This is a genomic window from Mycolicibacterium chengduense (assembly GCF_033741155.1).
Classification (GTDB): domain Bacteria; phylum Actinomycetota; class Actinomycetes; order Mycobacteriales; family Mycobacteriaceae; genus Mycobacterium.
Genome location: NZ_JAWQNH010000003.1, coordinates 484,920 through 509,512, shown reverse-complemented (window position 1 = coordinate 509,512; position 24,593 = coordinate 484,920). Strand labels below are relative to the sequence as shown.

Genomic DNA, 24,593 nt, shown 5'->3' with positions numbered 1-24,593 from the left:
CGACCCCGGATCCTAGCCATCGTTGCTGTGACCGCCGCGGTGACGGTGCCGCCGAGATGTGGTGTGCTCGTCTGGTGGCGGGGGATATCTGGACGGTCGTACACGATGAGCGTGCGGCGCTGGCGCACGATCTTGGGGCACTGCGGCGCGAACAGTGGGATGCCGATTCGCTGTGTGCGGGGTGGGCTGTGCGCGATGTGGTGGCTCATCTGGCCGCGACGGCGATGCTGTCCAAATGCCGCTTCGTCGGCGAAATCGTGCTGGGTGGGTTCAGTCCCGACCGGATCGTGCGCCGCCAGGTCGCCGTCGGGCGCACGCGTGGCCCCGAGCAGCTGCTCGCTCAGTTCGCTGCGGCCGTGAGATCCACTGCTTCGCCGCCACTTCCGGTGATCTCCCGGATCGTCGAAATCGTGGTGCACGCCGAGGACATCCGGCGACCACTGGGGTTGGGACACGCCTACCGACGCGACCACATCGGAGCGGCCGTCGCCTACCTGGCCGCACATCGGTTCTCCGGTGGCAGGCGGCGGCTGGCCGGGCTGAGCTTGGTCGGCACCGATGCCGGCTTCACCGTCGGTGACGGGCTCACGGTCGAAGGCCCGGCGGTGTCGTTGCTGCTGGCCGCCAGCGGCCGCAGGGTCGCACTGGGCGAGTTGAACGGCCCCGGCGTGGCGGTGCTGGCCGCACGGTGACCCGTGGTCAGCCGGCCGGTTGGGCGGTGCCGCTGCGTCGCAGATCAGCCGGCGCCAGCACGAGATCGGTAGCGGCCGAACGGAGCTGAGTCTGCAGCAGATGGGCGATCCCGAGCCGCTGCAGCCACGGCACCAGGGTCAGCTTGACGTTGCGCCGCCACAGCGCCGCGCCGGTCCGGGAGACGACGGTCGAATCCGTGCGCAGTGCCAGACTTTGATTCTTCTCGACGTACCCGCGTAAGCGGTTTTCGTAGGCGGCGAATGCGTCCTGTGGGTCGGTGTGGCGAACCAGTTCGCCGGCAAGGATGTAGGCGCCGGCGATCGCGATGCTGGTGCCTTGGCCCGACAGCAGTGCCGGGGCGTAGGCGGCGTCGCCCACCAATCCGATCCTTCCCGAACTCCAGCGCGGCATGCGCACCTGGCTGACGGTGTCGAAATAGACGTCTTCGGCGTCCGGGAGGGTCGCGATGATCTCCTCGGTGCGCCAGCGGTCACCGCGAAACGTCTCTCGCAGGGTGGCGAGCACAGCTCGTTCGTCATGGCGGTCCACCGAGCCGGGATCGGGATGGACGAAGACCAGGAATGCCCGGGCGGGGCCGTCCTGGTGCCGCTCGACCATGACCGTTCTGCCAGGGTGTGAGTACATGAAACCGCTTCGCGGCGGGAACAAGTCCGCCGGCATGTCCCAGATGGCGGCGTAGGGGCCGAGGTGGCGTACGAACTGCGATTCGTCGCCGAACGTGAGGTCGCGGACGTTGGAGTGGATGCCGTCGGCGCCGATCACCACATCGAAAGTCTGGGCTTGTCGATGGGCGAAGGTGACCTCGACGCCGGTGTCGGTTTGGGTCAGGGCGGTGATCGTGTCGCCGAAGACGTAGTCGACGCGCCCGGCACTGGCCCGGTAGAGGATTTCGCTGAGCGCGCCGCGGGTGAGTTCGACATCGCCGCTGCCGGAGTCGGCCAGCAGTCCACCGTAGTCGAGGGTGCACAGCCGGCGCCCGCGTGGAGAGAGTACGGTCATCGGCTCATGGAGGTAGCGCTGTGCGCTGATCTCGTCATGTAGTTCCATCCGGTGCACGACTTCTGTTGCAGCGCCGCGGATGTCGATCGGATAGCCGCTGGTGCGCAGTCGCTCGGCACGCTCGACGACGGTGACATCCCAACCGGCCTCGGTAAGCCATAACGCGAGTGCCGGCCCGGCAATGCTGGCTCCGGAGATCAGGGCGCTGGCCTTCGACATCGAACCTCCAAACACATTCGGGGCAGGGCAGTTTCAAACGATAAGCGACATCAGTGTCGCTTATGTGGACCGACAGTAGTGCCGTGGGATAAGATACGCAAGTGTCCTCTAAGGAATCGTCCGTCCAACGACGCCGTGGCGCAGCACTGGAGTCCGCCATCCTCGACGCGGGTTGGGAGCAGCTCATCGAGGCCGGTTACGAGAGGTTCACCATCGAATCGGTCGCAGAACGAGCGGCCACCGCTCGGTCCGTGCTGTACCGGCGTTGGCCGTCGCGCCGGGATCTGCTGCAGGCGGTAATCCGCCGGAGGGGAGAGGTCGACGGGATCTCGACTCCCGACACCGGAAGCCTGCGAGCCGACATGCTGGCGTTACTCACCGAGCTGAGTGAGCGCCGGTCGCGCGTCTTCGGGCTGATCGCCGCCCGGCTCGGCGCCTATTACGACGGCGCGGAAGGATCGCCCAAGGAACTGCGCGCATGGTTCGTCTCCGAGGGGCCGTCCATCATGGATACCGTCATCGAACGAGCCGTGGAGCGTGGCGAACTAGCTGCGGTGCCGCCGGCCAGGATTGTGACGCTGCCGGTCGACCTCGTGCGGCACGAGATGTTCATGACCATGGCCGCCGTTCCGGCGCAGACCATCACCGAGATCGTCGACGACGTATTCCTGCCGCTGGCAACGAACTTCGGTCGCGACCAGCGGTAAGGTGGTGGCATGCGGTTTCGGGCTTACCTGTTCGATGTCCAGGGCACGTTGTTGGATTTCTTCGAACCGGTGACGGGTGCCGTCTCGAATTACCTTGACAATCAGCAGATTACGACGGTCGATCCCGGTGACTTCACCCGGTCATGGCGCGAGGACTATTTTCGGCGGCTGCGGAGCATTTCGCAGAGTGTCGATGATTGGCGCCGGGTGCAAGAACTGTACGCGGCCGGTTTCGCCGACGTCTGCGTCCGTTACGGCCTGGATCGGCCCACCGCGGCCGATACTCAGCTGGCCGCGGCGAGCTGGCAGCGGCTGCAACCGTGGCCCGACGTCCGGGCCGGATTGGCGCGACTGCGCAGTCAGGCGATCATCGCAACTCTGTCGAATACCGATATGAGCACCATGATCGCGCTGTTCAAGCGCCTCGCCATCGATATGGACGCCGTCTTCACCGCCGAGATGGTCGGCGCTTTCAAGCCCCATCCGAGAACATATCTGCGTGCGCTGCAGTATCTGGGCGTTGCGCCGCACGAGGCGGCAATGGTGGCCGCTCATCCGTATGACGTCGAAGCGGCGGGGGCACTGGGAATGGGCACCGTGTTCCTGCACCGCCCGTTCGAGTACGGTGACCCCGGGCTGGCCCACGACATGTCGCCCGCGCAGGTCGATCAATACGTCGGATCGGTCGCCGATATCCAATGACGCCAACACGTTTGCGTTGGCGGGGAACCCGGGTACCCGACTGGCCGGGATGCAGCCGGCAGATATGTTCGGCTGTCCCGCCGGACCGCCCAACACGCGCGGTCGGAATCAGACATCATCGATCGGCATCGAGGAGATTCCATGATGCGCAAGACTGCGTCCACGACCCTGCTGGTGGCGGCATGTGCCGCGGGGGCGGGCATCGCACTTGCCCCCGTCGCGTCGGCAGATCCCAACCCCTGCCAGAACGCCGGCACCGCGACCGTATGCCAGGCGCCCGGTAGCGCCAGTGAATCGGCCACCCCGCCCGTGCCAGGCAATGGCGCCCAGAACGGCCCCTACGGGCCGAACGGCGGCACGCCCCCCGTGGGCGGCAACAGCTAGCGACACCAGTGGCCCCGGACGGGATACCCGTCCGGGGCCACTTCGTGTAGTGCCGGTGACTACAGCCGGTGACTACAACCTGCTCGCGGCGAACTCCGCGGCCTGACTGACCAACCCGTCGGCGCCGTACGCGCCGTGCGCCCCGGTGGGGGGCCCGGGTGGCGCACCGTTGCATATGGTGTCGCCCGGTGCGCACAGGTCGATCGTCTTGGGCACGTAGAGCGGGCCGATCGTGATGAGCGGTGCACCGGCGTCGCCCAAGAATTGGTTCGAGGGCTTGCCGAACAGCACCACCGCGGCGACGTGGTCCGCGATCTCCGGGGGCATGGGTGCCGGCACAAATGCCGCCGGTACGCCGTCGGGAATCTCGGCCGAGGTGCTGAACGCCGCCACCGCCGCCCCTTGGGAGAAACCGCCGATCACCATCTTGGTGGCCGGGCAGTCGGCGGCCACGGCCTGGATATGGTTGGTGGCGTCCCTGATCCCGTCGACGACGGTGAGGGCGAACTGGAACCCATCGTTGAAATCGGCGCTGGCCTGATAGTTCACCGCATAGTCGGCCACCGATTTCCCACTCGCCTTCGCGCGCAGTGCGTCAATGAAAGCCTGCCCGATGCCGCCGGGGCCGGGTGGTTCCCCGGTGCCGCGGGCGAAGACCACCTCGGCGTCCGGGCAGGGGGCGGCGACGGCGGCCGGTGCCGCGATCGCGGCCCCTGCCAACACCGCCGCCGTCGCGGCCAGCACGATTCCCAACCGGCGCGTGGCGCTTCGCGCGGGAGACCCCGCAGCGTGCGCACCGGGCTCGTCGCGCATCGAAACCTCCATTGCTCTCGGTTACTCGATCAAGGCTTGGCGCACCCCATACGGGTTATCCACCCGTTCCCACGCACACCGGGCCCGCGCACGCCCCGGCACCGCCAGGACCGGCGCCGGCGCTCGCACCCGGCACCCCTGCGGTGGCACCACCAGGGCCCGCTCCAGCGCCGGCACCGGGCACCTCCGCCGTGGCGCCGCCGGGCCCGGCCCCGGCGCCGGGAGCGCCCGTTTCGGCCGGAGCGGGCGCCATGGTCGTCGTCTCCACGGTCGTCGTCTCTGTGGTGGTCGGCGTCGACTCCGTCGTAGAGGTCGTGGTGGTGGAATTGCCGCTACCACTGTCGGAACCGCATGCGGTCAGTCCACCGACCAGAACGGCACCCACCACGGCGGCGGTGACGGGTACTCCACGGATGATCCGAACAATCGACATGTGAGGCTCGTTTCTCTTCATTCGGCTGCCCACAGCTGAGCCGCTGCTTCGCAGATCGGACTCCGCGGTGTTACCCGGTTTTGAGTGTCGCTAAGCATCCTGGTTTGCTGGACTTGCTCAAAAGTCCCATGGGGCGGGTACGCAGCGGAAGGCGTCGCCTGCGGTGGCTACATGGCAGACGGACGGAAAGGGCAGGTGGGTGGCCACCAGGGCCTCGCCGGTCGCTGCCAGCTCCCGCAGCAACGCGATACGAACACGCGCCGCTTCCTCGGGATCGTGTTCGAAGCCGTTGTGCCACTCGGGGTTGTCGAACCCGGGTGCGAACACCGCATCCCCCGCGAAGGTCAACTGGTCCCCACCGGATGCCAGCCGGACGATGCTGTGGCCCGGGGTGTGTCCGCCGGTACGCGAGAGCAGCACACCCGGGGCGACTTCGTAGTCCTTCTCGAACGTCTGCAGGTGGCCGTGATACTCATCCAAGAATCGCGCGGCGATGGATCGGAGGGCAGCGGGTACCGGTGCCGGCATGGTGGTGTGCGAGAAATCGGGTGCAGTCCAGAACTCCGCTTCCCGGGTCGCGACATGGATTCGCAGGTCGGGACGGAGCCGGTCTTTCAGCCCCTCGGTCAGCAGACCACCCACATGGTCCATGTGCAGGTGGGTCAGCACCACATCGGTCACCGATCCCGGGTCGATCCCGGCGGCTTCCAGACGCTGGACCGTTTGACCGGCGCGCGGGAAGTCCGGGAACTCCACGCCCAGGCCCGCGTCGACCAGTATCGTCCTGCCGCCGGTACGTACCACCACCACGTTCAGTGGCCAGTCGATGACGTCGGGCGGCAGGAAATTGTCGCCGAGCCAGCCCGCCAGATCGGCGGGTGCGGCATTGGTGGCCAGCGTCGACGCGGTGATGGGGAGGACGCCGTCGCTGATCACCGTGACGTCGATATCGCCGACCTTGACGGCGTACCGGGACGGAACCGGCTCGTCCAGCCCGGCGGGCCGGGTGATGTTGTCCAGGGTCATGTTTCTACTCCTGCGTGCGCTCACGGAAGACTCGTCGATTGACGGGTCCTCCGCCAGATCGCCCGCCGTCGCCGTGATTCATCCCTCGACGACCCCGCGGGCACCCAGCTGGTCCGCTGGGCACTAGGACCGGCGGTGCGCCAGGAGGTGAACGCCGGGGAAGCGGTGGACGTCGTCGGGACGGTTGACCAGGCGCCAGTCTTCGTCGAATCCTGCTGAGCAAAGCACTCGACTCAGCTCATCGGCATGCCAGCGCCAGGCCGGCGCCACCGCATGGTCGAAAGGCGTTGCCGGGCCTGGCGTATCGGAGGACTGTACGGCGATCAGGACCGGTGTGTCGGGACGTAGCCGGGTCGCCCACGATCGCAGGACCGCATCGACGCGGTCGGGCGGAAGGTGAATAAGGCTGAAGCGGGCGATGATTGCGGCGATGGGATCGTCGATGTGGGTGAGTGCGGCGTCGTCGTCGATGAACCGCAGATGCGGGTGAGCGCTGCGCGCCAAGGTGAGCATGGCGGCACTGGGGTCGCATCCGAGGACGTCGAGTCCGCGACGGGCGAGGTCATGGGTGACATGGCCCAGGCCGCAGCCCACGTCGACAACGGTGCCGGGCAGCCGGATGACGTCCACGAAGGCTTCGACAGCGTGTCGTTCGAACGGGGTCTGGTAGGGCTCGGGGAACATGGCGGCGTACTGGTCGGCAAGCGCGTCGTATCCCGGTTGCGGCATGGGACACTATGGCAGGACGCTCACCTTGCCCGTCAACTAGCGTGAGATCCGTGGGCGATGGGGAACGCCGTGACGGTCTGCTCGACGTCGGCGACGGCAATCGTATCTTCTGGGAAGCCGTCGGGTGTCCGGGCGGACGCACCGTGTTGATCGTGCACGGCGGCCCGGGTGGTGGCCGCTCACGTAACGCGCCGAAGGCATTCGACCACAACGTTTTCCAGGTCGTCTCATTCGACCAGCGCGGGTGCGGTGACAGCCTGCCGAGTGCCGCGGATCCGGCAACACCGATGGGTTTCAATACCACCGAGCACCTACTCTCCGATATGGAGAAGCTACGACAGCACCTCGGGGTACAGCGGTGGCTGCTCTACGGCGGTTCATGGGCCTGCACGCTGATGCTGGCCTACGCGCAGCGGTATCCGGACCGCGTGGCGGGCATCATCGCCGTAGGGGTCACCTTGACGCGCGCCGATGACATCGACTGGCTGTACCACGGGCTGCGGCGGCTGCTGCCCGAGTAGTGGGAACGATTCCGCGCTGCCGTCCCGGAGCACTTGCGTGACGGCAACCTCGTCGAGGGCTACCGCCAACTGATGGAGCATCCCGACGTGGACGTGCGATTACCTGCGGCCCGCGCGTGGTGCCGCTGGGAGGACGCCGCCATCGCCCATGAGGTGCGGGGAAACCCGGGGCAGTACGGCGCCAAACCGGACGTCGCGAAGCTGGCCTTCGTGCGGATCTGCACGCATTATTTCGCTCACCACGGTTGGCTCGACGACGGGCAGTTGTTGCGCGATGCCGACAGACTTGCCGGCATTCCCGGTGTGCTCATCCACGGTCGATTGGACCTGTCGGCGCCGCTGTTGTCCGCCTGGGAACTCGCCCGTGCATGGCCGCAAGCCGAGCTCACGGTGATCGACGATTCCGGACACACGGGTACGCCAGCGATGGCAGCTGCTGTCCGGTGGGCGATTTCGCGATTCACCGATGGTGACCTGGCGTCCAGGTGAGGGAGGCACCGTTCTCGGGTCATGCGAGGATGACCGACATGGGTGATCGGTTACCCCGGTATCGGGTGCTGACGGGGCCGGACGACGCGGCGTTCTGTGTTCGCGTCAGCGAGGCGTTGGATCTGGGTTACCTGCTGCACGGTGGTCCCGCGGTGACGTTCGGCGATGGTCGCATGCTGGTGGCTCAGGCGGTGCTGTGGCCCGGTCCGGACCAGCCGCCGATGGCGCCGGTCGCCTGACATCGGTACCGGCAGATGACCCACATTCTCACTGCCGCTGGTGTCGCTCTGGCCGTCGCGCTGCTTCTGACGCCCGTGCTGATCGGGGTGTTTGTCCGCTTGGGTGTGGGCCAGCAGATCCGCGACGACGCCCCGCAGACCCATCAACGCAAGAGTGGCACACCCACGGTGGGCGGGATCGGCATCCTCGCCGCTATCTGGGCAAGTTATCTGAGTACGAACCTGATCGGTCTCGGTTTCGGAATGTCAGGCCCGTCGGCGTCCGGTCTGCTGGTCCTCGGGCTGGCCACCGCGCTCGGCGCGGTTGGATTCGGCGACGACTACGTCAAATTGCGCCGCGGCCGAAATCTGGGTTTGAACAAGAGGGCCAAGTCCGCGGGTCAGGTTGTGGCGGGAGCCCTGTTCGGTGTGCTCGCGTTGCACTTCCACAACTCCGACGGCCTCACCCCGGGCAGCACTCAGTTGTCCCATGTCCGCGAAATAGCCCAGTGGACAATGGGACCCGCCGCCTTTGTGCTCTTCTCCGTGTTCGTCGTCGCGGCGTGGTCGAACGCGGTCAACCTCACCGACGGCCTGGATGGTCTGGCTGCCGGTGCGATGGCGATGGTGAGTGCGACGTACGTGCTGATCACCTTCTGGCAGTTCCGAAACGCGTGCGCGGTCACCGCGGCGGCCGGCTGTTATCACGTCCGCGACCCGCGCGACTTGGCCATCATCGCCGCGGCGACCGCCGGCGCCTGCATCGGGTTCCTGTGGTGGAACGCCGCCCCGGCCAGGATCATCATGGGGGACACCGGTTCGCTCGCGCTGGGCGGAATCATCGCCGGGCTGTCGGTGACCAGTCGTACCGAGACTCTGGCCATCATCGTGGGTGCACTGTTCGTGGCCGAGGTGACCTCGGTCGTCATCCAGGTTGCAGCCTTCCGTACCACCGGACGTCGGGTCTTTCGCTTGACCCCGCTGCATCACCACTTCGAGCTGATGGGATGGCCGGAGACCACCCTGACCATCCGGCTCTGGCTGGTGACCGCGATCGCCTGCGGTCTCGGTATCGCGCTTTTCTACGGTGAATGGTGGGCCGCCGTCGGCGCCTGAGCGCCCCTGTTGGGCCACCAAGAATCCGCCAAGCCACCCGGCGCACGGTATCGGGGATCGGTACACCAGCGCCGCACCGCGGCGTCGTCGAAAGGGCGCCCATGAGTAGATCCTTTGCCGCCGCGGCCGCGGCCGCGACACTCCTGTCCGGCGGTCTCACCGCTGCGGCCGTCGGGCTGACGGCCAGTCCCGCCTACGCCGTCCCGCAGTGTTCACCGTCGAACGCGAACGTCCCACCGTGTATGCCGCCCGAGGGGCTGCCCGCGTGTAACGCCGACGGCGATTGCGGTCAGCTGTGGTGCCCCGGTTCGGGCATGAACGCCATCCCGGGCTGGGACATGAATGTCTGCCATACCTTCCATTTCGATCCGGCCGCCCCGCTGACCAAACCGGTCATGCTCAACGGCAACCCGCCCGGGCCGCCGCCGCCCCCGCCGCCGCCGTGCATCCTGTTCATCAACTGCCTGCCCGGGTTGACACACCCCTGATCACCGGCTGGTTGGGGCGGCCAGCGCCGCCAGGTAGCCACGCAGCGCGGTTTTGGCCTCCCGCAATAGGGCCGCGTCCCCCTCGGGATCGGCCCGGAAGGCCTCCTGTAGCAGGGTGTCGGCGATGAGGTGAGCAGCCCGGCAGACGTCGGGCAGGTGCGCACCGTCGATGACCAGCCGTTGGGCGAGCACCAGTTCCCTCAACATCGCCGCCATCCGTTTCTTGTGCTCGCGGTCGGCGGAGCGGGTGGCTTCGGTCAGGTGCCGGCCGAACCACAGCGCCCGAAACCCCGTCTCGGACCGGTACACCTGGGCGAACCCATCTACCAGAGCACCGACCGGATCTGCCCAGCGTTGCTCGGTGGCGGCCGCGACGAACGATGCCATGGTCACCTCGATGCGCGCCAGGTACGACGTCGCCAGCGCCTCGATGATCGCGTCCCGGTCGGGCAGGTACTGGTAGACCGCGCCCACCGACATCCCGGCCTCGGCGGCTACCCGCGTGGTTGTCAGCGCCTCCGGTCCTTCCATGGCCAACAGCTGATCCGCGGTGGTCAACACATGCGCCAAGCGTTCTCGGCTGCGGACCTGGCGCGGGATCCGTCGCAGCATCGCCTCGGGAATCTGCAAACCGTGCATCGTCACCTCGCCGCCATAAACGTGAATCTGATTCAGATTAGTACTACGCTGCCGATGTGGCCGCCGCGCAACTCGCAGTCGAACGCGCGGACATTGCGGTGGCATGCCATCAGCTGGCCACATCCGGTCTGGTGATCGGCAGTGCCGGCAATATCAGCGTGCGCGCCGGTGATCGGGTGGCGATCACCGCCTCCGGTGCCCGGCTGGCCGATATCACCGTCGAGCAGGTGATCGTTGTCGACCTCGACGGTTCCGTCGTCGATGGGGAACTGGTGCCCACCTCGGAACTGCAACTGCACCTTGACATCTACCGGCACCACCCGCAGACCGGCGCGGTGGTACACACCCACGCTCCGAAGTCCACCGCGGTGGCCTGCGTGCTCGACGAACTGCCGGTGCTGCACTACCAGCAACTCTTGCTCGGCGGCGCCACCAAGGTCGCACCGTTTCATCCGTTCGGTTCCCGCGAGCTTGCCGACGCCGTCTCGACCGCCCTCGCCGGACGAAACGCCGCGCTGATGGCCAACCACGGCGCGGTCACCCACGGTCCCACCCTGACGCAGGCCGTCGAACACACATTGCTGCTGGAGTGGGCCTGCGCGGTCTATCTCGACGCGCGTGCGCTCGGCACGCCGCGAATCCTTTCTGCAGACCAGCAATCCGCCGTCATCGACAGCGCCATACGACTGCACTACGGGCGGCCCCGATCCCTATCCGAGGAGCCATGATGAAGGTCGTCACGATGGGCGCGCACATCCTCGACGTGCTGGTGCGCCCCGTCGATGCCATCCCCGACGGACAGCAGACCGCGCTGGTGGAGGATATTCGCGTGACGGCGGCAGGCACCGCCGCCGGCACCGCGCTCACCCTGGCCAAGCTGGGCGCCACCGTGCGTACCGCGGGCGCGATCGGCACCGACGCCACCGGCGAGCTGCTGCTGACACTGCTCGGGCGCGCCGGCATCGACACCACCCTCGTCGTCCGCAAGCCCGATCTGCCCACCTCGATGTCGGTGCTGCCGATCGGGCGTAACGGTGAGCGACCGAGCCTGCACCTGCTCGGCGCCAATCCCGGCTACACCCTCGACGATGTCGAATGGGATGCTGTTGCCGATACCGATCACCTGCACTTGGGCGGCCCCGAGTTGATCGGCGCCGAGAGCGCCGCGCGAATCCTGGCGCACGCCAAGGGCAACGGCGCCACCACCTCCATCGACCTGATCGCGCCGGGTGCCCTTGGCGCCCTCGATGCGATCGCTGCGGCGCTGCCACACTGCGACTATCTCTTACCGAACGCCGAGCAGGTCATCGGCTTCACTGGCGGCGCCGACCTGGCCGAGGGCTGCCGCATTCTCCTCGACGCCGGTGTCGGCATGGTTGCCGCCACCGACGGCGCCGACGGGGCGGTGCTGTTCGACGGGCACACCAGCTGCCACATCCCGGCGCACGACGTGCCGGTCGTCGACACCACCGGCTGTGGTGACGCGTTCTCGGCGGGCTTCCTCTACGGCATCGGTGCGGGCCGGCCGCCGCTGGCGGCCGCGCGGCTGGGCAGCGCCGTGGCTGCGCTGGTGGCCCAGGGACTCGGCAGCGACCACGGTGATTTCACCCTGGACACGGCCGACGAGTTCGCCGCCGCTACGCCGACTCGACCGAGCGGATCATGACGCACGAAAACCGTTGCGCAGCAGTGCCGGCGGGCGTTGTCTGGCACGCGCCAGGGAGCGGCAACGCGACGTCTGTTTAACGCCGCCGGCTCCTGTCGAAACCGACCATAGTCGCCGGCACTCGTCATAGTGCCCCCTGTGCGACGTATTGACTCCAGGTGAGACCTGTGTCACTCTCTCTGTGCTTAATCGATTAAACAGGCGAGGTGCACATGGCGGTCAGGATGCAGGACGTCGCCGCACGGGCCGGCGTCACTGCGGCCACCGTGTCGCTGGCGCTGTCAGGCAGCACCCGCATCTCCGCCGCCACCCGGGAACGGGTCACCCGCATCGCCGAGGAGATGGGTTATCGGCCGCATGTCGGGGCCCAGGCGCTGCGCACCGACTCGACGCGCAGCATCGGGCTGATCGTCAGCGATGTCGCCAACCCGTTCTTCGCCGATCTGGCCGGCGAGATTCAGCGTGCCGCCGCACGTCACCGCTACTCGTTGGTGCTGTGCAACAGCGACGAGGATCCCGATCGTCAGGACGACTATCTGTCCGCGTTGCTCGCCGGTCGGCGGGTGGACGGGGTCATCGTCGTCCCCACTGCCGCCATGACACCCGGTCTTCGCCAGGCCGGAGCCACGCGCGCCCGGATCGTCCTGCTGGACCGGCCGGTGGCCCTGAACTCCCGCGACGCGGCGACCAAGCATCTGGCCCAGTCTCCGATCGTGCGCAGCGATGCGCGCGAAGCTCTCGACGAGGTCGCCGAGCTCCTGACCGGCCTCGGTCATCGGCGGATCGGGATCATCGCCCCTCCGCTGCAGACGCAAGTGGGCCAGGAAAGACGAGATCTCCTGATGGACGCCCTGGTGCGCAGGGGAGTGCCGCGCCGGTCGATCACCGTGGCCGAAGGCGACTTCCGGCAGGACAGCGGTGCCACGGCGACTGCACAATTGCTGGCCCGGAGACAGCCGCCGACCGCGATCTTCGCCGCCGACGGGTTGATGGCGGTCGGGGCTCTCAAGGGATTGCGGTCGGCGGGATTGCAGGTGCCCCGCGACGTGTCCCTGATCGGATTCGACGATGCCCCCTGGTTCGACCTCTTCGATCCCCCCTTGACGGCCATCGCTCAGCCCATCGTCGCGCTGGCGTGCGCCGCCGTCGACGCGATGCTGGCGCTGTTGGCGGGGGAGCCGGCGGTGGGCTCCCAGCCGGCGTGCCAGCTGGTGCGCCGCGGCTCCTGTGGTCCCGCATCCACCGGCGGAGCCGCCTGACCCCGTCTGTACAGAACCTCATCCGGCACCGGGTCTCCACCGGGGAGACCCGACGTTGAAAGGAAGCACAATGATCAATCCCTTCGGTGTGGCGCAACGTCGCGCCACCCTGGCCGCCGTGCTGTGCGGCGCCCTGGCGATCACCACTGTCGGTTGCAATCGCACGCCGAGCGAAAGCAATTCGAGCAGTGGCGCGCGTATCGCGATCGTCACGCGGGACTTCACCAACCCGTACTGGGCGGCGCTGCGCGACGGTGCCATCGCCGAGGGTAAGAAGCAGGGCGTGGAAGTCACCGTGCAGGCGGGCAGCTCCGAGACCGACTCGGCCGGTGAGAACACCAAGATCTCGACGATGGCCGCCCAGGACTTCAACTGCTTCGGAGTCGTCCCGGTCAACGCCACCAACGTCATCACACCGCTGGTACCGGTCGCCAAGAAGGGCATTCCGATCCTCAACCTGGACACGCAGATCGATGCGGAGGCATCCAAGGCAGCCGGGGTGTCGTACGCCTCGTTCATCGGTTCGGACAATCTCGCAGCCGGTAAGCAGGCCGGGGAGGCATTGATGGCCGATATGGGCGGACACGGTGACGTCGCGGTGCTGCAAGGGATTGCGGGGGAGCAGAACGGCATCAACCGTCTGAAGGGCTTCACCGAGGCCACCCAGGGCAAGCTGCAGATCGTTGCGACCCAACCAGCCGACTACGACCAGAACCTCGCGCTCACCGTCACCCAGGATCTGCTGCGCGCGCACCCGAGCATCACCGGCATCTTCGCCGCGAACGACACGATGGGGCTGGGCGCCGCCCAGGCGGTCAAGAACGCCGGCAAGTCCGGGCAGATCTCCATCATCTCCGTCGACGGCATCACCGCGGCGCTGCAAGCGGTCAAGGACGGCACGCTGTCCGGAACGATCAGCCAATATCCTTACGCAGAAGGACAATTGGCGGTACAGGCCTGCGTCAACCTGGTCGCCAAGAAGCCGGTTCCCGAACGCGTCGTCGCGCCGATCCAACTGATCGACAAGTCCAATGTGGACAAGGCGATGGCCGCTTTCCCGCAGCCGTTCCAGCCCTTCGACAATCCGATCACCGGCGGGAAGTGATGACCGCTGACACCCTGGCGCCGCCGCAGGCGGTGCGGCGGCGCAAACTCACGGTCGCGGGCGCGGCACGCTATGCCGCGCCCATCGGCCTGGCCGTCGTCTTCGTCGTATTCTTCATCGCCACACCCAACTTCTTGACCGTCGCCAATCTCACCGATTTGCTGGTCTCGGCGTCGATCCTGATGGTGCTGGCCATGGGCCAGCAGATGGTCATCGCCGTGGCCGGCATCGATTTGTCGGTCGGGTCGAACCTGCCGTGGACCGCCGCCATCCTCGGATTCGCCAGCACCCACGGTGTCAACCTCGGGCTGTCGATACTCCTGGCACTCGTGGCCGGAGTGGTGGTCGGTTTTCTCAACGGGGTGCTCGTGGCGCGGCTCAACATGACCGATTTCATCGTCACGCTGGGCACGCTGTCGGTGGTCAGCGGTGCGACGCTGCTGCTCACCGGGGGCAACACCGTGGCCGTGTCGTCACCGGTGCTGCAGAGCTTCGCGCTCGACGGCATCGGGCCGCTGCGGTGGTTCTGGCTGGTGGCCATCATGGTGGCCATCCTCACGGCGTTCCTGTTGTTCCAAACCAAGACCGGCACCCACCTGCTGGCCACCGGTGGCAACCGAGAGGCCGCCCGCGGCACGGGTATTCACGTCACGCGCACCCGGATGCTGGCCTACGTGCTGTCCGGGCTGGCCTGCGGTGTGGCCGGGGTGCTGCTGGTGGCCCGCACCGGCGGCGCGGACCCCAGCCTGCAGACCGATCTGCTGCTGTCGTCCATCGCCGCGGTGGTCCTGGGCGGCTCCAGCCTGTTCGGTGGCCGCGCGTCGGTGCTCGGTTCGGCGGTCGGGGCGATCCTGCTCACGAGCCTCATCAACGGGTTCACGCTCATCGGCATCTCGCAGAACTACCAGCCGGTGGCGGTCGGTGCGGTCGTCCTCGGCGCGGCGTTCATCTCCAGATTCCAGAAATGAGGACCTCTGTCATGAATGACGTCACCAAACGGCGTGGCGACGGACCGGCGTTGGTCGAGATCCGTGGACTGACAAAATCATTCGATGCCGTCCGCGCCCTGCAGGGCATCGACCTGACCATCACGCAGGGCACCGTCACGGCGCTGCTGGGCGACAACGGCGCCGGAAAGTCGACCCTGGTCCGGTGCCTGACCGGCGTGCACACCCCGGACGAGGGCGAGATCCGCTTCCGTGGCGAGCCCATCACGCTCGGGTCACCCGATGACGCGCGTCATCTCGGCATCGAGACGGTGTTCCAAGATCTGGGGTTGATCGAGGATCTCCAGGTGTGGCAGAACCTGTTCCTGAACCGGGAACTCACCCGTGGCGTGGTGCCACTGCGGGTGCTGGACAAGAAGCAGATGATCGCCAAGAGCGCGACCATCCTGGCCGATCTCGACGTCAACGTTCCCGACGTGCGGGCCACGGTGCGGCACATGTCGGGCGGACAACGGCAGAGCGTGGCCATCGCCAGGGCCGCCAACTGGGGCACGACACTTGTCATCATGGACGAGCCGACCGCGGCCCTCGGCGTACGCGAGACCGCGGCGGTCGAGAAGCTGATCGGGCGGCTGCGCTCGAACGGTGTCACCGTGCTGCTGGTCAGTCACGACATGGATCAGGTGATGCGCGTGGCTGATTCGGCGTGGATCCTGCGGCGGGGCCGCACCGCGGCGCACCGCGCCATGTCCGAGACCACCGGTGGGGAACTGGTCGGGCTCATCACGGGTGCCATCGCCGGCGATGCCGATGCCTGAGGCGGCGCCGATCGTCGTGGCGGGCTCGGTCAACGTCGACCATGTCGTCACCGCAACCCGATTTCCGGCACCGGGGGAGACCGTAACCGGCACGGCGATCGCGTCCGGGGTCGGCGGCAAGGGAGCCAACCAGGCCGTCGCCGCGGCCCTGGCCGGTGCATCGGTGGCGATGGTTGCGACCATCGGCGATGACAGGGACGGCGTCGACGCGAAGAAACACCTGACCGAGCACGGCGTGAATACGGCATACGTCGCGGTGGCACCGTCGACACCCACCGGTACGGCGTGGATCACCGTCGCCGAGGGTGACAACACCATCATCGTGGTGCCCGGGGCCAACGCGAGCTGGGCCGTCAACGCGCTGCCGGACCTCATCGGCGCAGCAGATATCGTGTTGTGTCAATTGGAAATTCCCCTCGAAGCGGTGGTCGCCGTCGCCGAGCGGACCTCTGGCAGGTTCGTCCTCAACGCCGCACCGGCGGCGGCGTTACCGGATCGGCTGTTGGCCCGCTGCGATGTGCTCGTGGTCAACGAGCACGAATTGGCCGTCGTGGCAGACATTTCGGTGGCCGTCGACGACGACGGCATCGTGGCCGCCCACGAGCTGCTGCGCGGACGCGGCGTCGGGGCGGTCGTGACGACGCGCGGCGCGGCGGGAGCCGTGGTCACCGACGCCGAAGGGCACACGACCTTCTTGCCGGCCCTGCCGTCGACGGTCGTCGATACCACCGGCGCCGGTGATGCGTTCGTCGGGGTCACCGTCGCCCGGCTGAGTCTGGGCGAGCCATTGGTCACCGCATGCCGATGGGGCATCGTGGCCGGCGCGCTGGCCGTGCGAGCGCTCGGCGCCCAAGAATCCTATGCCGACCTATCTACACTGAGCCGTGTCAGCCAGGAGTACCGATCATGAAGCGTACCGGCATCATCCACGCCGAGCTGGCCCGGCGGCTTGCCGGGCTGCGGCACACCGACACGTTCGTCATCTGCGATGCGGGGCTGCCGCTCGCGCCGGCGACCCCGTGTATCGATCTGGGCTACCGGTACGGGCAGGCCTCGTTCACCGACGTGACGACGGCGGTACTTTCCGAGGTGGTGGTCGAACACAGCTGGGTATCGCGGGACGTGCTCACCGTCAGCCCGCACGTGCACCGGCATCTGCAGGACCTGGGTCTGGCACCCGACCCGATCGAGCACGAGTTGTTCAAGGCGCAGGTGCTCGATGTGACGTTCGCGGTGCGCACCGGTGAGGACACCTTCTATGCCAACGTGTTGTGCCGGGCGGGTGTCGCCTTCGGGTGACCGTCTCGGTACATCGTCATGACGACTCGACCGATTCATCGCGATCGGCGATCACTGAGTTCGGAAATCACCCCTTTTTCGAGACGCGCCCGGGCTGCAAGGTGGAGCGAGTCACCGTCATGCAACGAAAGGCCACGATGTCCGTCTTCGGCACGCGCTACCACACCGCAAAGATCGACGGGCTCGACGTCTTCTACCGTGAAGCCGGCGACAGGTCCAAGCCCACACTACTTCTGTTGCACGGGTTTCCGTCGAGCTCGCACATGTTCCGGAACTTGATCACCTCACTCTCGGACAGCTTCCACCTGGTCGCACCCGACCACATCGGGTTCGGGCAGTCCTCGATGCCGTCGGTCAACCAATTCACCTACAGCTTCGATCGATTGACCGAGATCACCGAGAAGCTCATCACGCACCTGGGCCTGGACACGTTCGCGATCTACATCCACGACTACGGTGCACCGATCGGGTTGCGGATCGCCAGCACCCGCCCCGAACGGATCACCGCCATCATCACCCAGAGCGGCAATGCCTACATGGAGGGCTTCACCCCGTTCTGGGACATCTTGTTCGCCCACGCCAAGGACCGGGCCGCCAACGAAGACGCCGTCCGTGACTACTTCACCGCCGAGAAGACCCACTGGCAGTACACCCACGGTGTGCCCGCCGACCGCTTGGACCGCATCGCCCCCGAGACGTGGCTGCTCGACCAGGCCGGATTGGACCGCAAGGGCAACGATGCCATCCAACTCCAGTTGTTCTGGGACTACCAGTTCAACCTGGACGGCTACCCCAAGTTTCAGGAGTACTTCCGCACCCATCAGCCGCCGCTGCTGGTGACGTGGGGAAGGAACGACGAGATCTTCGGCGCCGCGGGCGCCGAGGCCTTCAAGCGTGACCTGCCCAATGGTGAGTTCCACCTGCTCGATGCGGGCCATTTCGCCCTGGAGACCCATGGCGAGGAAATCAGCGGCTACATTCGCGACTTCATGGGAAGGTTGTGATCCGTAACGTGAGTGGCCTGCAGCCACGCCAAGGAGTGGGTCATGAGCAAGCACTACCCGGCCATCGCGTTCACCGACGACGTCCAGCATGCTCAAAGTGAACACGGCAGCGACACCTTCTACCGGCGCAAGGCGGTCGCCGGCGGCGTGTCCGCCGGGTCGGATCCCCTGACCGATCACGAGCAGGAATTCCTGCGCGAGCGAGACAGCTTCTACCTGGCCACGGTCAGTCAAACCGGCTGGCCGTACGTGCAATTCCGCGGCGGCCCGAAAGGATTCGTGCGCGTCCTGGACGAGCACACGATCGCGTGGGCGGATTTCAGGGGCAACCTGCAGTACATCAGCACAGGCAATCTGAGCGGTGACGGCAGGGTGGCCGTCATCGCCGTGGACTATGCGCGGCGCACGCGTCTGAAGCTTTTCGGCCACGCGCACATCACCTCGGCGGAGGCCAACCCCGAGTTGGCCCGCTCGTTGGCCGATCCGGCCTACGACGCGGTCGTCGAACGCTCCGTTGTGGTGTCCGTCGACGCATTCGACTGGAACTGCCCGCAACACATCACCCCGCGCTTCAGCGTCGCCGAGCTCGAGCCCGCCCTCGCCGGGCTGCAGGACCGGATCGAAACGCTGGAAGCCGAGAACGCCGAGCTGCGTCGCCGCCTCACCGGTGCGCACTGAGCGGAGCCGACCGCTCATGGCCACCTGGCCTCCTTTCAACACGATTGTGCGGTTTCATCCGCGACGCGCGCGGCGAGGCGTATGAAATTGCACAATCGGGGAAGCACAAGCGAGGGGGTGCAGGTGGCCACACTGGTGTCGGTGAACGTCGGTATGCCCAAAGACGTTCCATGGAACGGACGCACCGTGCACACCGGGGCGTGGAAGGAGCCGGTCAGCGGTCCGCGCATGCTGCGTCGGCTCAACATCGACGGTGATGGCCAGGGCGACACGGCCGGCCACGGTGGTGAGAATCGCGCCGTTCTGGTGTACCAGGTGGCCTCATATCAGCATTGGGCGCGCGAGTTCGGACGAGACGATCTGGCCCCGGGCGTGCTCGGTGAGAATCTGACCGTGGACGGCATGTCCGACGATGAGGTGTGCATCGGTGATCGTTACCGCATCGGCGATGCCGTCGTCGAAGTCACCCAGCCCCGGGTGACGTGTTACCGCGCCGGTCTGCGTATCGGTGAGCCGAGGATGGCCGCGTTACTCGTGGCGCATCACCGCACCGGCTTCTATTGCCGGGTGCTCACCGAAGGCGAGATCGAGGCGGGACAGGAGATCGTCAAGGTCGGTGACGGGCCCGAAGGCGTCACCGTTGCCGCCATGGATGCGTTGTTGTACCTGCCGGGACATTCCCCTGACGATGTGCGGCGGGCCCTTCGGATCCCAGCGTTGAGCCCCGGTTGGCAGCAGTCCCTGCAGAGCCTGCTCGACCAGGCGACCGGGACGACGGAGGTGCTCGGCAACAGCGGGTTGACCGGAGTGCCGGTGCGTGCACCCGAGTGGCCTGGGTTCCGGCCGTTGCGCGTCGCCGCAACCCATGCCGAGAGCCGGCAGGTGCGTTCGCTGCTGTTGGTGGATCCCGACGGCACACCGCTACCCGAGTGGGCGGCGGGCCAATCCATCACGTTACGGCTGCCGGCCGGGGCGCACCGGACACCGCTGGTGCGCAACTACTCGCTGTCCAACGGCCCAGGGACGAGCGGTTACCGCATCGCCGTCAAGCGGGAATCCGCCGGCACGGTGAGCACCTACGTCCACGAGCATCTCGATGTGGGTGATGTCGTCGACGTCGCGGCCCCACGCGGCTCCTTCTGCCTGACGGCCGGTGCCGAACCGATCCTGCTGCTGTCTGCCGGCGTCGGGGTGACGCCGGTTCTCGCTATGCTGCATCGGCTTCGGGACACCGAGCCGACCCGGACCGTGTGGTGGCTGCACGGCGCCCGCAACGGCGATGAACATCCCTTTGCAGCGGAGACCAGAGCACTGCTCGATCAGCTGCCGAACAGTCGGGCACGGGTGTTCTACAGCCGCCCGCTGGCCACGGACCGCATCGGCATCGACTTCGACCAGCAAGGTCATCTCGACCCGGACGCCATGTCGGCGCTGCACCTGCCCCGCGATGCGTCGGCATTCATCTGTGGAACCGCGACCTTCATGGAACGGTTGGGCGCCGCGCTGAAGACCTACGGGCTGGACCCGGCGAAGATTCACGCCGAGACGTTCGGCGCCCGTTCGGCGATCACACCCGGTATCGCGGGAGACGGGGAGGTCAGGCCACCGCACCTACCCGACGGCCCGGCCGGGCCGGGACCGACCATCGCGTTCGCCAGAAGCGGCTTGTCCGCGCCGTGGGATCCTTCTTACGCCAGCATCCTGGAATTCGCCGAAGCGTGCGACGTACCGACCCGCTGGTCGTGCCGTACCGGGGTGTGCCACACGTGCGAGACGGGGCTGCTCGCCGGACAGGTCAGCTACGACCTGGACCCGCTGGAGCCGCCCGCGCCGGGAAATGTGTTGCTATGCATCGCGAAACCCGCCGAACCGATCGTGGTGGACCTCTGACCGTCCGAAAGGGCAAACCGGCTGCGGCAGAGGGGCGTCCGGGCACCCACCGCCAATCGTATGATCGGCCGGTGGAGTTTCGTCAGTTGGAGGCCTTCGTCGCCGTGGGGACCGAATTGCATTTCGGGCGCGCGGCGGAGAAGTTGCACATCGGCCAACCAACGCTCAGCGACTTGGTACGACGGCTGGAACGCGAGCTCGGCGCGACGCTGCTGACCAGAACCACACGACGGGTGGCGCTGACCCAAGCCGGCACCGAACTGCTGGGCCGCGCCAAGTTCATCATCGACTCGGTGGAGGGAGCAACCGCCGCGGTACGGCGGATCGCCGAGGGTGGCGCCGGACGTGTCCGGATCGGCATCACACCGCCGGTCGCACCCATCTTGGCGCCGCATCTCGCGGCGGCCTTCAAAGCGCTGGCTCCCGACGTCGACGTGACGGTTCGCCGGATGTGGTTACCGGACCTGGAACGGACCGTCGCCGATATCGATGGTGAACTGGACCTGGCGATCACCTGTGCAAAGGTTCCGGACCCGCCGGGGATCATCAGCGAAATCTTCTGCGCGGAACCACTGTTCGTGTCGTTGCGTCCCGACCATCGACTGGCCGCCCGACATCGGATCGACCTGACCGAGTTGGCGGGCGAAACCCTGGGGCTGCACAGTGCGGCACTGTTCCCGGCGTGGGCGTTGGCGCTACGCCAGGTGTTGGAGGCCGCTGGCGTGGCACCGCCGACGGCGGAGCTCGCCGACACCGACCTGTCCGCTTGCCGCTGGGCGGCCCAACACGAAGTCGACTGGATCCTCACGACGAAATCTGTTGCCGGAAACCATATGTCGACCCCGATGATTCCCGTCTCGCCGGAGCTGTACGTGCCCTACACCTTGCAGTGGTGTCCGATCCGGGCGGCGAGCGCGGCGGTGGGCCGCTTCGTCGACCTGGCCTTGTCGGTCGACGTGCCGCCGGGTTGGGTCACCCAACCGGACCATCTCCGCCACCACACGGCCTGATCATCCTCGCAGGATATCGGCGACGGAGGCGGTTCTGACGTGAGCAGCCGCGACCGCCGCCAGCTCCTCGTCGGCGGTCACCAACGCGTCGGCCTGCAGTTGGGTCAGCGCGACGTACTGGGCTTGGTGGACGTCGGGCCAGTTCAATTCTGTTGCCAGGCGCCATGCGTGGTCTTCCAGTGATCGGTCACCGAGAAACCGGATACCGAGTCGACGCACTCCCTCGAGCAGCCGACGGCCGGCCGCTTCGTCGATCTCTTGGCGGCGAACCGAGTCGTACACCAGGGCCAGTACCTGCGAGCGCAGCAGCGTCGGTGCGGTCAGGTTGCGTGTGGGCGCAATGGTCACGTCGTCAGCGGCAAGGGTGATGGCTACCGGTGCGTCGATGACGAAAGTGTTCAAGCGCTCTGCCGTCGGTTCACCGGTGTCCTGGTGGCCCACCGTCAGCCGTACTCGCACGTGATCGCCGTCGTCGACGCCTTCCGGGCGGCGTAGCGCGATCTTCAGCGGTACCAGATACCCGCCGTCCTTCGGGATCAGCGATGTGGTCACCTCGGTCTCTCCGATGCGCACGTGCGCCGGGATCACTCCCCAGCCGTAGGTCAGCTCGCCGTGATGGGCGTGCAAGAAATCATCGACATGGGCTGGGGTGGCGACGAAGAAGTACGGTGCGGGGCCACGCCACTGGAAGACCTCGGCCTCGAACTCCCACTCCACGGGTACACCCTAGGAAAAGATGTGGTCTGCGGGGAATCTTTCCGAGTGTGATCACAAGCGCGCTCAGAAAGCCTCCGGCTCGAGTTCCATGATGTCGGTGTTGACGGACTCGATCACCGAACGCACCGAGGCCAGCAACGGCAGCATGTTCTCGGCGAAGAACGTGGCGACCGCGACCTTGCCGGTGTAGAAGGGCCGGTCCCGTTCCGCGGGGCCCTTTTCGAGTGCCTGTAGTGCCTTGTCCGCCGACACCAACAACCGCCAGCCGATCAGCAGGTCCCCGACCGCCATCAGGAAGCGCACCGAGCTCAGGCCCACCTTGTACAGCTGCTCGGGGTTGTCCTGGGCCGCCATGAGATAGCCGGTCAGTGCGGCGGCCATGGCTTGCACATCGGCCATTGCCGCTGCCAGACGGTCGATCTGCGCAGCCAGTCGGGCGTCGGCCGTGTCGATCGTCGCCGAGATCTGCTGGGAGACGTGCGCCAGGGCCGACCCCTGGTCCTTGATGATCTTCCGGAAGAAGAAGTCCAGGGACTGGATGGCCGTCGTGCCCTCGTAGAGGGCGTCGATACGGGCGTCCCGGACGTACTGTTCGATCGGGTAGTCCTGCAGAAACCCGGAGCCGCCGAGCGTTTGCAGCGATTCGGAGAGCATCTCGTACGCCCGCTCGGAGCCCACCCCCTTGACGATGGGCAGCAACAGGTCCTCGACGCGGTGCGCCAGATCAGGGTCGGCTCCCGAAACCAGCTGCGCCACATCGGGATCCTGGTACGCGGCGGTGTAGAGGTACAGCGAGCGCAATCCCTCGGCGTAGGCCTTCTGCGTCATCAGGCTGCGCCGGACATCAGGATGTTCGATGATGGCGACCCGCGGTGCGGTCTTGTCGGCCATCTGGGTCAGGTCGGGTCCCTGGATACGCTCCTTGGCGTAGGCGAGCGCGTTGAGATATCCGGTCGACAGGGTTCCGGCCGCCTTCACCCCGACCGTCATCCGGGCGTTCTCGATGACCTTGAACATCTGGGCGATGCCGTTGTGCACGTCGCCGACCAGGTAGCCGACCGCGGGGGTGCCGTGCAGGCCGAAGCTGACCTCACATGTGGGTGAGGACTTGATCCCCATCTTGTGTTCCACGCCCGTCACGAACACACCGTTGCGCTCGCCCAGCTCGAGGGTGTCGGAGTCGAACAAGAAGTTGGGCACGAAGAACAGGCTCAAGCCCTTGGTGCCGGGTCCGGCGCCCTCCGGCCGCGCCAGGACCAGGTGGAACACGTTCTCGGCGGTCTCACCGACATCGCCGCCGGAGATGAACCGTTTGACGCCCTCGATATGCCACGTGCCGTCGTCCTGCGCGATCGCCTTGGTCCGGCCGGCCCCCACATCGGACCCGGCATCGGCTTCGGTCAGCACCATCGTCGCCGACCAACCCTTGTCCATCGCCGCGCGCGCCCAGTGCCGTTGCTCGTCGGTACCCACCTCGGCCAGCGTGTGCGCCATCGCCGGGCCCAGACCGTAGAAGAACATCGCCGACGGGTTGGCGCAGATGACCATCTCTTGGATCGCCCAGACCAGTGCCGCCGGTGCCGGAGTGCCCCCGGCGCGCTCGTCGAGCCCCACTCGCCACCACTGGGCGTCCTTCACGATCTGCACCGTCTTGGCCAGCGGGTCGGGGACGGTGATGCGGTGCTCGTCGGGCAGGAACACCGGGGGATGGCGATCGCCATCGACGAAGGAGTCGGCGATGACGTCTTCGGCCAGGCGCGCGACCTCGTCCAGCATCGCGCGCGTGGTGTCGACGTCGAGATCGCCATAACCGCCGGCGTCCAGGGCCTCGGCGATGGGCAGCAACTCGAACAGGTTGAAGGTCACGTCGCGAAGATTGGCGATGTAGTGGCTCACCCGCGACACGATTCGCTGCGCCGACGGGGGTACGCAACCGTAGGTCGGTCAACCTACGGTTACGGAACCGGAGGATTCCTGGTCGCCCGTTCTATGACTTTCGTCAC

Annotated in this window: 29 protein-coding genes; 21 read left to right on the top strand and 8 right to left on the bottom strand. The window is 66.9% G+C overall.

What is annotated here, in order from left to right; genetic code table 11:
* Positions 1-74: 74 nt before the first annotated feature.
* Positions 75-692: a maleylpyruvate isomerase family mycothiol-dependent enzyme gene (locus SBI67_RS12920; protein ID WP_318980935.1), complete on the top strand. Its 618-nt coding sequence runs from the start codon at positions 75-77 to the stop codon at positions 690-692.
* A 7-nt stretch (positions 693-699) separates the two neighbouring features.
* Here SBI67_RS12920 and SBI67_RS12915 read toward each other — a convergent pair whose 3' ends face one another.
* The gene (locus tag SBI67_RS12915; protein ID WP_318980934.1) at positions 700-1,932 is read right to left on the bottom strand and encodes an FAD-dependent monooxygenase; all 1,233 of its coding nucleotides are present in this window, start codon (positions 1,930-1,932) and stop codon (positions 700-702) included.
* 101 nt (positions 1,933-2,033) lie between these two features.
* Between SBI67_RS12915 and SBI67_RS12910 the strand changes: the two genes are divergently transcribed.
* The 3 genes from SBI67_RS12910 (at position 2,034) to SBI67_RS12900 (ending at position 3,725) form a co-directional block, all read left to right on the top strand.
* Positions 2,034-2,639 carry a TetR/AcrR family transcriptional regulator gene (locus SBI67_RS12910; RefSeq protein ID WP_318980933.1) on the top strand — a complete coding sequence of 202 codons (606 nt, stop codon included), beginning with the start codon at positions 2,034-2,036 and terminating at the stop codon, positions 2,637-2,639.
* A 9-nt stretch (positions 2,640-2,648) separates the two neighbouring features.
* Complete coding sequence (locus SBI67_RS12905) at positions 2,649-3,341, top strand: haloacid dehalogenase type II (RefSeq protein ID WP_318980932.1); 693 nt, start codon at positions 2,649-2,651, stop codon at positions 3,339-3,341.
* 141 nt (positions 3,342-3,482) lie between these two features.
* Entirely contained in the window at positions 3,483-3,725 is a 243-nt protein-coding gene (locus tag SBI67_RS12900) for a hypothetical protein (protein WP_318980931.1), read from the top strand.
* Positions 3,726-3,797: 72 nt separating this feature from the next.
* Here the strand turns inward: SBI67_RS12900 and SBI67_RS12895 are convergent, their stop codons facing one another.
* The 4 genes from SBI67_RS12895 to SBI67_RS12880 all read right to left on the bottom strand — a co-directional run bounded on the left by SBI67_RS12895 (position 3,798) and on the right by SBI67_RS12880 (position 6,726).
* The gene (locus SBI67_RS12895; protein WP_318980930.1) at positions 3,798-4,538 is read right to left on the bottom strand and encodes a cutinase family protein; all 741 of its coding nucleotides are present in this window, start codon (positions 4,536-4,538) and stop codon (positions 3,798-3,800) included.
* A 55-nt stretch (positions 4,539-4,593) separates the two neighbouring features.
* Positions 4,594-4,971 carry a hypothetical protein gene (locus tag SBI67_RS12890; protein ID WP_318980929.1) on the bottom strand — a complete coding sequence of 126 codons (378 nt, stop codon included), beginning with the start codon at positions 4,969-4,971 and terminating at the stop codon, positions 4,594-4,596.
* A gap of 117 nt (positions 4,972-5,088) precedes the next feature.
* On the bottom strand, positions 5,089-5,997 hold the full coding sequence (locus tag SBI67_RS12885) for an MBL fold metallo-hydrolase (protein WP_318980928.1): 909 nt from the start codon (positions 5,995-5,997) through the stop codon (positions 5,089-5,091).
* 123 nt (positions 5,998-6,120) lie between these two features.
* Positions 6,121-6,726, bottom strand: coding sequence for a class I SAM-dependent methyltransferase (locus SBI67_RS12880; RefSeq protein ID WP_318980927.1), 606 nt, complete (start codon positions 6,724-6,726; stop codon positions 6,121-6,123).
* A 50-nt stretch (positions 6,727-6,776) separates the two neighbouring features.
* On the opposite strand from SBI67_RS12880, the gene SBI67_RS29210 reads away from it, so the two are divergent.
* The 5 genes from SBI67_RS29210 to SBI67_RS12860 all read left to right on the top strand — a co-directional run bounded on the left by SBI67_RS29210 (position 6,777) and on the right by SBI67_RS12860 (position 9,558).
* Complete coding sequence (locus SBI67_RS29210; RefSeq protein ID WP_489685557.1) at positions 6,777-7,247, top strand: alpha/beta fold hydrolase; 471 nt, start codon at positions 6,777-6,779, stop codon at positions 7,245-7,247.
* A 33-nt stretch (positions 7,248-7,280) separates the two neighbouring features.
* Entirely contained in the window at positions 7,281-7,736 is a 456-nt protein-coding gene (locus SBI67_RS29205; protein ID WP_489685556.1) for an alpha/beta hydrolase family protein, read from the top strand.
* Between the two features lie 38 nt (positions 7,737-7,774).
* Positions 7,775-7,975, top strand: a complete 201-nt coding sequence (locus tag SBI67_RS12870; protein WP_318980926.1) for a DUF1737 domain-containing protein — start codon at positions 7,775-7,777, stop codon at positions 7,973-7,975.
* Positions 7,976-7,990: 15 nt separating this feature from the next.
* Positions 7,991-9,070 carry a phospho-N-acetylmuramoyl-pentapeptide-transferase gene (gene mraY / locus SBI67_RS12865; RefSeq protein ID WP_318980925.1) on the top strand — a complete coding sequence of 360 codons (1,080 nt, stop codon included), beginning with the start codon at positions 7,991-7,993 and terminating at the stop codon, positions 9,068-9,070.
* A 101-nt stretch (positions 9,071-9,171) separates the two neighbouring features.
* Positions 9,172-9,558, top strand: coding sequence for a hypothetical protein (locus SBI67_RS12860; protein ID WP_318980924.1), 387 nt, complete (start codon positions 9,172-9,174; stop codon positions 9,556-9,558).
* Here the strand turns inward: SBI67_RS12860 and SBI67_RS12855 are convergent, their stop codons facing one another.
* Entirely contained in the window at positions 9,559-10,197 is a 639-nt protein-coding gene (locus SBI67_RS12855) for a TetR/AcrR family transcriptional regulator (RefSeq protein ID WP_318981324.1), read from the bottom strand.
* A 56-nt stretch (positions 10,198-10,253) separates the two neighbouring features.
* Between SBI67_RS12855 and SBI67_RS12850 the strand changes: the two genes are divergently transcribed.
* The 12 genes from SBI67_RS12850 (at position 10,254) to SBI67_RS12795 (ending at position 21,873) form a co-directional block, all read left to right on the top strand.
* Entirely contained in the window at positions 10,254-10,925 is a 672-nt protein-coding gene (locus tag SBI67_RS12850; protein WP_318980923.1) for a class II aldolase/adducin family protein, read from the top strand.
* Entirely contained in the window at positions 10,922-11,863 is a 942-nt protein-coding gene (locus SBI67_RS12845) for a carbohydrate kinase family protein (protein WP_318980922.1), read from the top strand. The genes SBI67_RS12850 and SBI67_RS12845 overlap by 4 nt, the downstream gene beginning before the upstream one ends.
* Positions 11,864-12,075: 212 nt before the next feature.
* Entirely contained in the window at positions 12,076-13,122 is a 1,047-nt protein-coding gene (locus SBI67_RS12840; RefSeq protein ID WP_318980921.1) for a LacI family DNA-binding transcriptional regulator, read from the top strand.
* Positions 13,123-13,192: 70 nt separating this feature from the next.
* Positions 13,193-14,227, top strand: coding sequence for a sugar ABC transporter substrate-binding protein (locus tag SBI67_RS12835; RefSeq protein ID WP_024454462.1), 1,035 nt, complete (start codon positions 13,193-13,195; stop codon positions 14,225-14,227).
* Positions 14,227-15,195: an ABC transporter permease gene (locus SBI67_RS12830; protein ID WP_318980920.1), complete on the top strand. Its 969-nt coding sequence runs from the start codon at positions 14,227-14,229 to the stop codon at positions 15,193-15,195. The genes SBI67_RS12835 and SBI67_RS12830 overlap by 1 nt, the downstream gene beginning before the upstream one ends.
* An 11-nt stretch (positions 15,196-15,206) precedes the next feature.
* Positions 15,207-15,992, top strand: a complete 786-nt coding sequence (locus SBI67_RS12825; RefSeq protein ID WP_318980919.1) for an ATP-binding cassette domain-containing protein — start codon at positions 15,207-15,209, stop codon at positions 15,990-15,992.
* Positions 15,979-16,902 (top strand): ribokinase, encoded by a 924-nt coding sequence (locus tag SBI67_RS12820; RefSeq protein WP_318980918.1) that lies wholly within the window; start codon positions 15,979-15,981, stop codon positions 16,900-16,902. Before SBI67_RS12825 ends, SBI67_RS12820 begins: the two co-directional genes overlap by 14 nt.
* Complete coding sequence (rbsD, locus tag SBI67_RS12815; RefSeq protein WP_318980917.1) at positions 16,899-17,291, top strand: D-ribose pyranase; 393 nt, start codon at positions 16,899-16,901, stop codon at positions 17,289-17,291. The genes SBI67_RS12820 and rbsD overlap by 4 nt, the downstream gene beginning before the upstream one ends.
* Positions 17,292-17,428: 137 nt before the next feature.
* Positions 17,429-18,295, top strand: a complete 867-nt coding sequence (locus SBI67_RS12810) for an alpha/beta fold hydrolase (RefSeq protein WP_413232484.1) — start codon at positions 17,429-17,431, stop codon at positions 18,293-18,295.
* 42 nt (positions 18,296-18,337) lie between these two features.
* Positions 18,338-18,973 carry a pyridoxamine 5'-phosphate oxidase family protein gene (locus tag SBI67_RS12805; protein WP_318980915.1) on the top strand — a complete coding sequence of 212 codons (636 nt, stop codon included), beginning with the start codon at positions 18,338-18,340 and terminating at the stop codon, positions 18,971-18,973.
* Between the two features lie 123 nt (positions 18,974-19,096).
* Positions 19,097-20,863, top strand: a complete 1,767-nt coding sequence (locus SBI67_RS12800; RefSeq protein WP_318980914.1) for an MOSC domain-containing protein — start codon at positions 19,097-19,099, stop codon at positions 20,861-20,863.
* A 71-nt stretch (positions 20,864-20,934) separates the two neighbouring features.
* Positions 20,935-21,873, top strand: a complete 939-nt coding sequence (locus tag SBI67_RS12795; RefSeq protein ID WP_318980913.1) for a LysR family transcriptional regulator — start codon at positions 20,935-20,937, stop codon at positions 21,871-21,873.
* Here the strand turns inward: SBI67_RS12795 and SBI67_RS12790 are convergent, their stop codons facing one another.
* Both SBI67_RS12790 and SBI67_RS12785 read right to left on the bottom strand, forming a co-directional pair.
* Positions 21,874-22,590 carry a type II toxin-antitoxin system VapC family toxin gene (locus SBI67_RS12790; RefSeq protein ID WP_318980912.1) on the bottom strand — a complete coding sequence of 239 codons (717 nt, stop codon included), beginning with the start codon at positions 22,588-22,590 and terminating at the stop codon, positions 21,874-21,876. It abuts the gene before it with no gap.
* Between the two features lie 63 nt (positions 22,591-22,653).
* The gene (locus SBI67_RS12785; RefSeq protein ID WP_318980911.1) at positions 22,654-24,486 is read right to left on the bottom strand and encodes an acyl-CoA dehydrogenase; all 1,833 of its coding nucleotides are present in this window, start codon (positions 24,484-24,486) and stop codon (positions 22,654-22,656) included.
* Positions 24,487-24,593 lie beyond the last annotated feature (107 nt).

Coding starts and splice junctions, on each gene's coding strand:
- SBI67_RS12915 (WP_318980934.1), bottom strand. CDS start 1,932: ATGTCGAAGGCCAGCGCCCTGATCTCCGGAGCCAGCATTGCCGGGCCG.
- SBI67_RS12905 (WP_318980932.1), top strand. CDS start 2,649: ATGCGGTTTCGGGCTTACCTGTTCGATGTCCAGGGCACGTTGTTGGAT.
- SBI67_RS12900 (WP_318980931.1), top strand. CDS start 3,483: ATGATGCGCAAGACTGCGTCCACGACCCTGCTGGTGGCGGCATGTGCC.
- SBI67_RS12895 (WP_318980930.1), bottom strand. CDS start 4,538: ATGCGCGACGAGCCCGGTGCGCACGCTGCGGGGTCTCCCGCGCGAAGC.
- SBI67_RS12890 (WP_318980929.1), bottom strand. CDS start 4,971: ATGTCGATTGTTCGGATCATCCGTGGAGTACCCGTCACCGCCGCCGTG.
- SBI67_RS12885 (WP_318980928.1), bottom strand. CDS start 5,997: ATGACCCTGGACAACATCACCCGGCCCGCCGGGCTGGACGAGCCGGTT.
- SBI67_RS12880 (WP_318980927.1), bottom strand. CDS start 6,726: ATGCCGCAACCGGGATACGACGCGCTTGCCGACCAGTACGCCGCCATG.
- SBI67_RS12870 (WP_318980926.1), top strand. CDS start 7,775: ATGGGTGATCGGTTACCCCGGTATCGGGTGCTGACGGGGCCGGACGAC.
- mraY (WP_318980925.1), top strand. CDS start 7,991: ATGACCCACATTCTCACTGCCGCTGGTGTCGCTCTGGCCGTCGCGCTG.
- SBI67_RS12860 (WP_318980924.1), top strand. CDS start 9,172: ATGAGTAGATCCTTTGCCGCCGCGGCCGCGGCCGCGACACTCCTGTCC.
- SBI67_RS12855 (WP_318981324.1), bottom strand. CDS start 10,197: ATGCACGGTTTGCAGATTCCCGAGGCGATGCTGCGACGGATCCCGCGC.
- SBI67_RS12845 (WP_318980922.1), top strand. CDS start 10,922: ATGATGAAGGTCGTCACGATGGGCGCGCACATCCTCGACGTGCTGGTG.
- SBI67_RS12840 (WP_318980921.1), top strand. CDS start 12,076: ATGGCGGTCAGGATGCAGGACGTCGCCGCACGGGCCGGCGTCACTGCG.
- SBI67_RS12835 (WP_024454462.1), top strand. CDS start 13,193: ATGATCAATCCCTTCGGTGTGGCGCAACGTCGCGCCACCCTGGCCGCC.
- SBI67_RS12830 (WP_318980920.1), top strand. CDS start 14,227: ATGACCGCTGACACCCTGGCGCCGCCGCAGGCGGTGCGGCGGCGCAAA.
- SBI67_RS12825 (WP_318980919.1), top strand. CDS start 15,207: ATGAATGACGTCACCAAACGGCGTGGCGACGGACCGGCGTTGGTCGAG.
- SBI67_RS12820 (WP_318980918.1), top strand. CDS start 15,979: ATGCCGATGCCTGAGGCGGCGCCGATCGTCGTGGCGGGCTCGGTCAAC.
- rbsD (WP_318980917.1), top strand. CDS start 16,899: ATGAAGCGTACCGGCATCATCCACGCCGAGCTGGCCCGGCGGCTTGCC.
- SBI67_RS12810 (WP_413232484.1), top strand. CDS start 17,429: ATGTCCGTCTTCGGCACGCGCTACCACACCGCAAAGATCGACGGGCTC.
- SBI67_RS12805 (WP_318980915.1), top strand. CDS start 18,338: ATGAGCAAGCACTACCCGGCCATCGCGTTCACCGACGACGTCCAGCAT.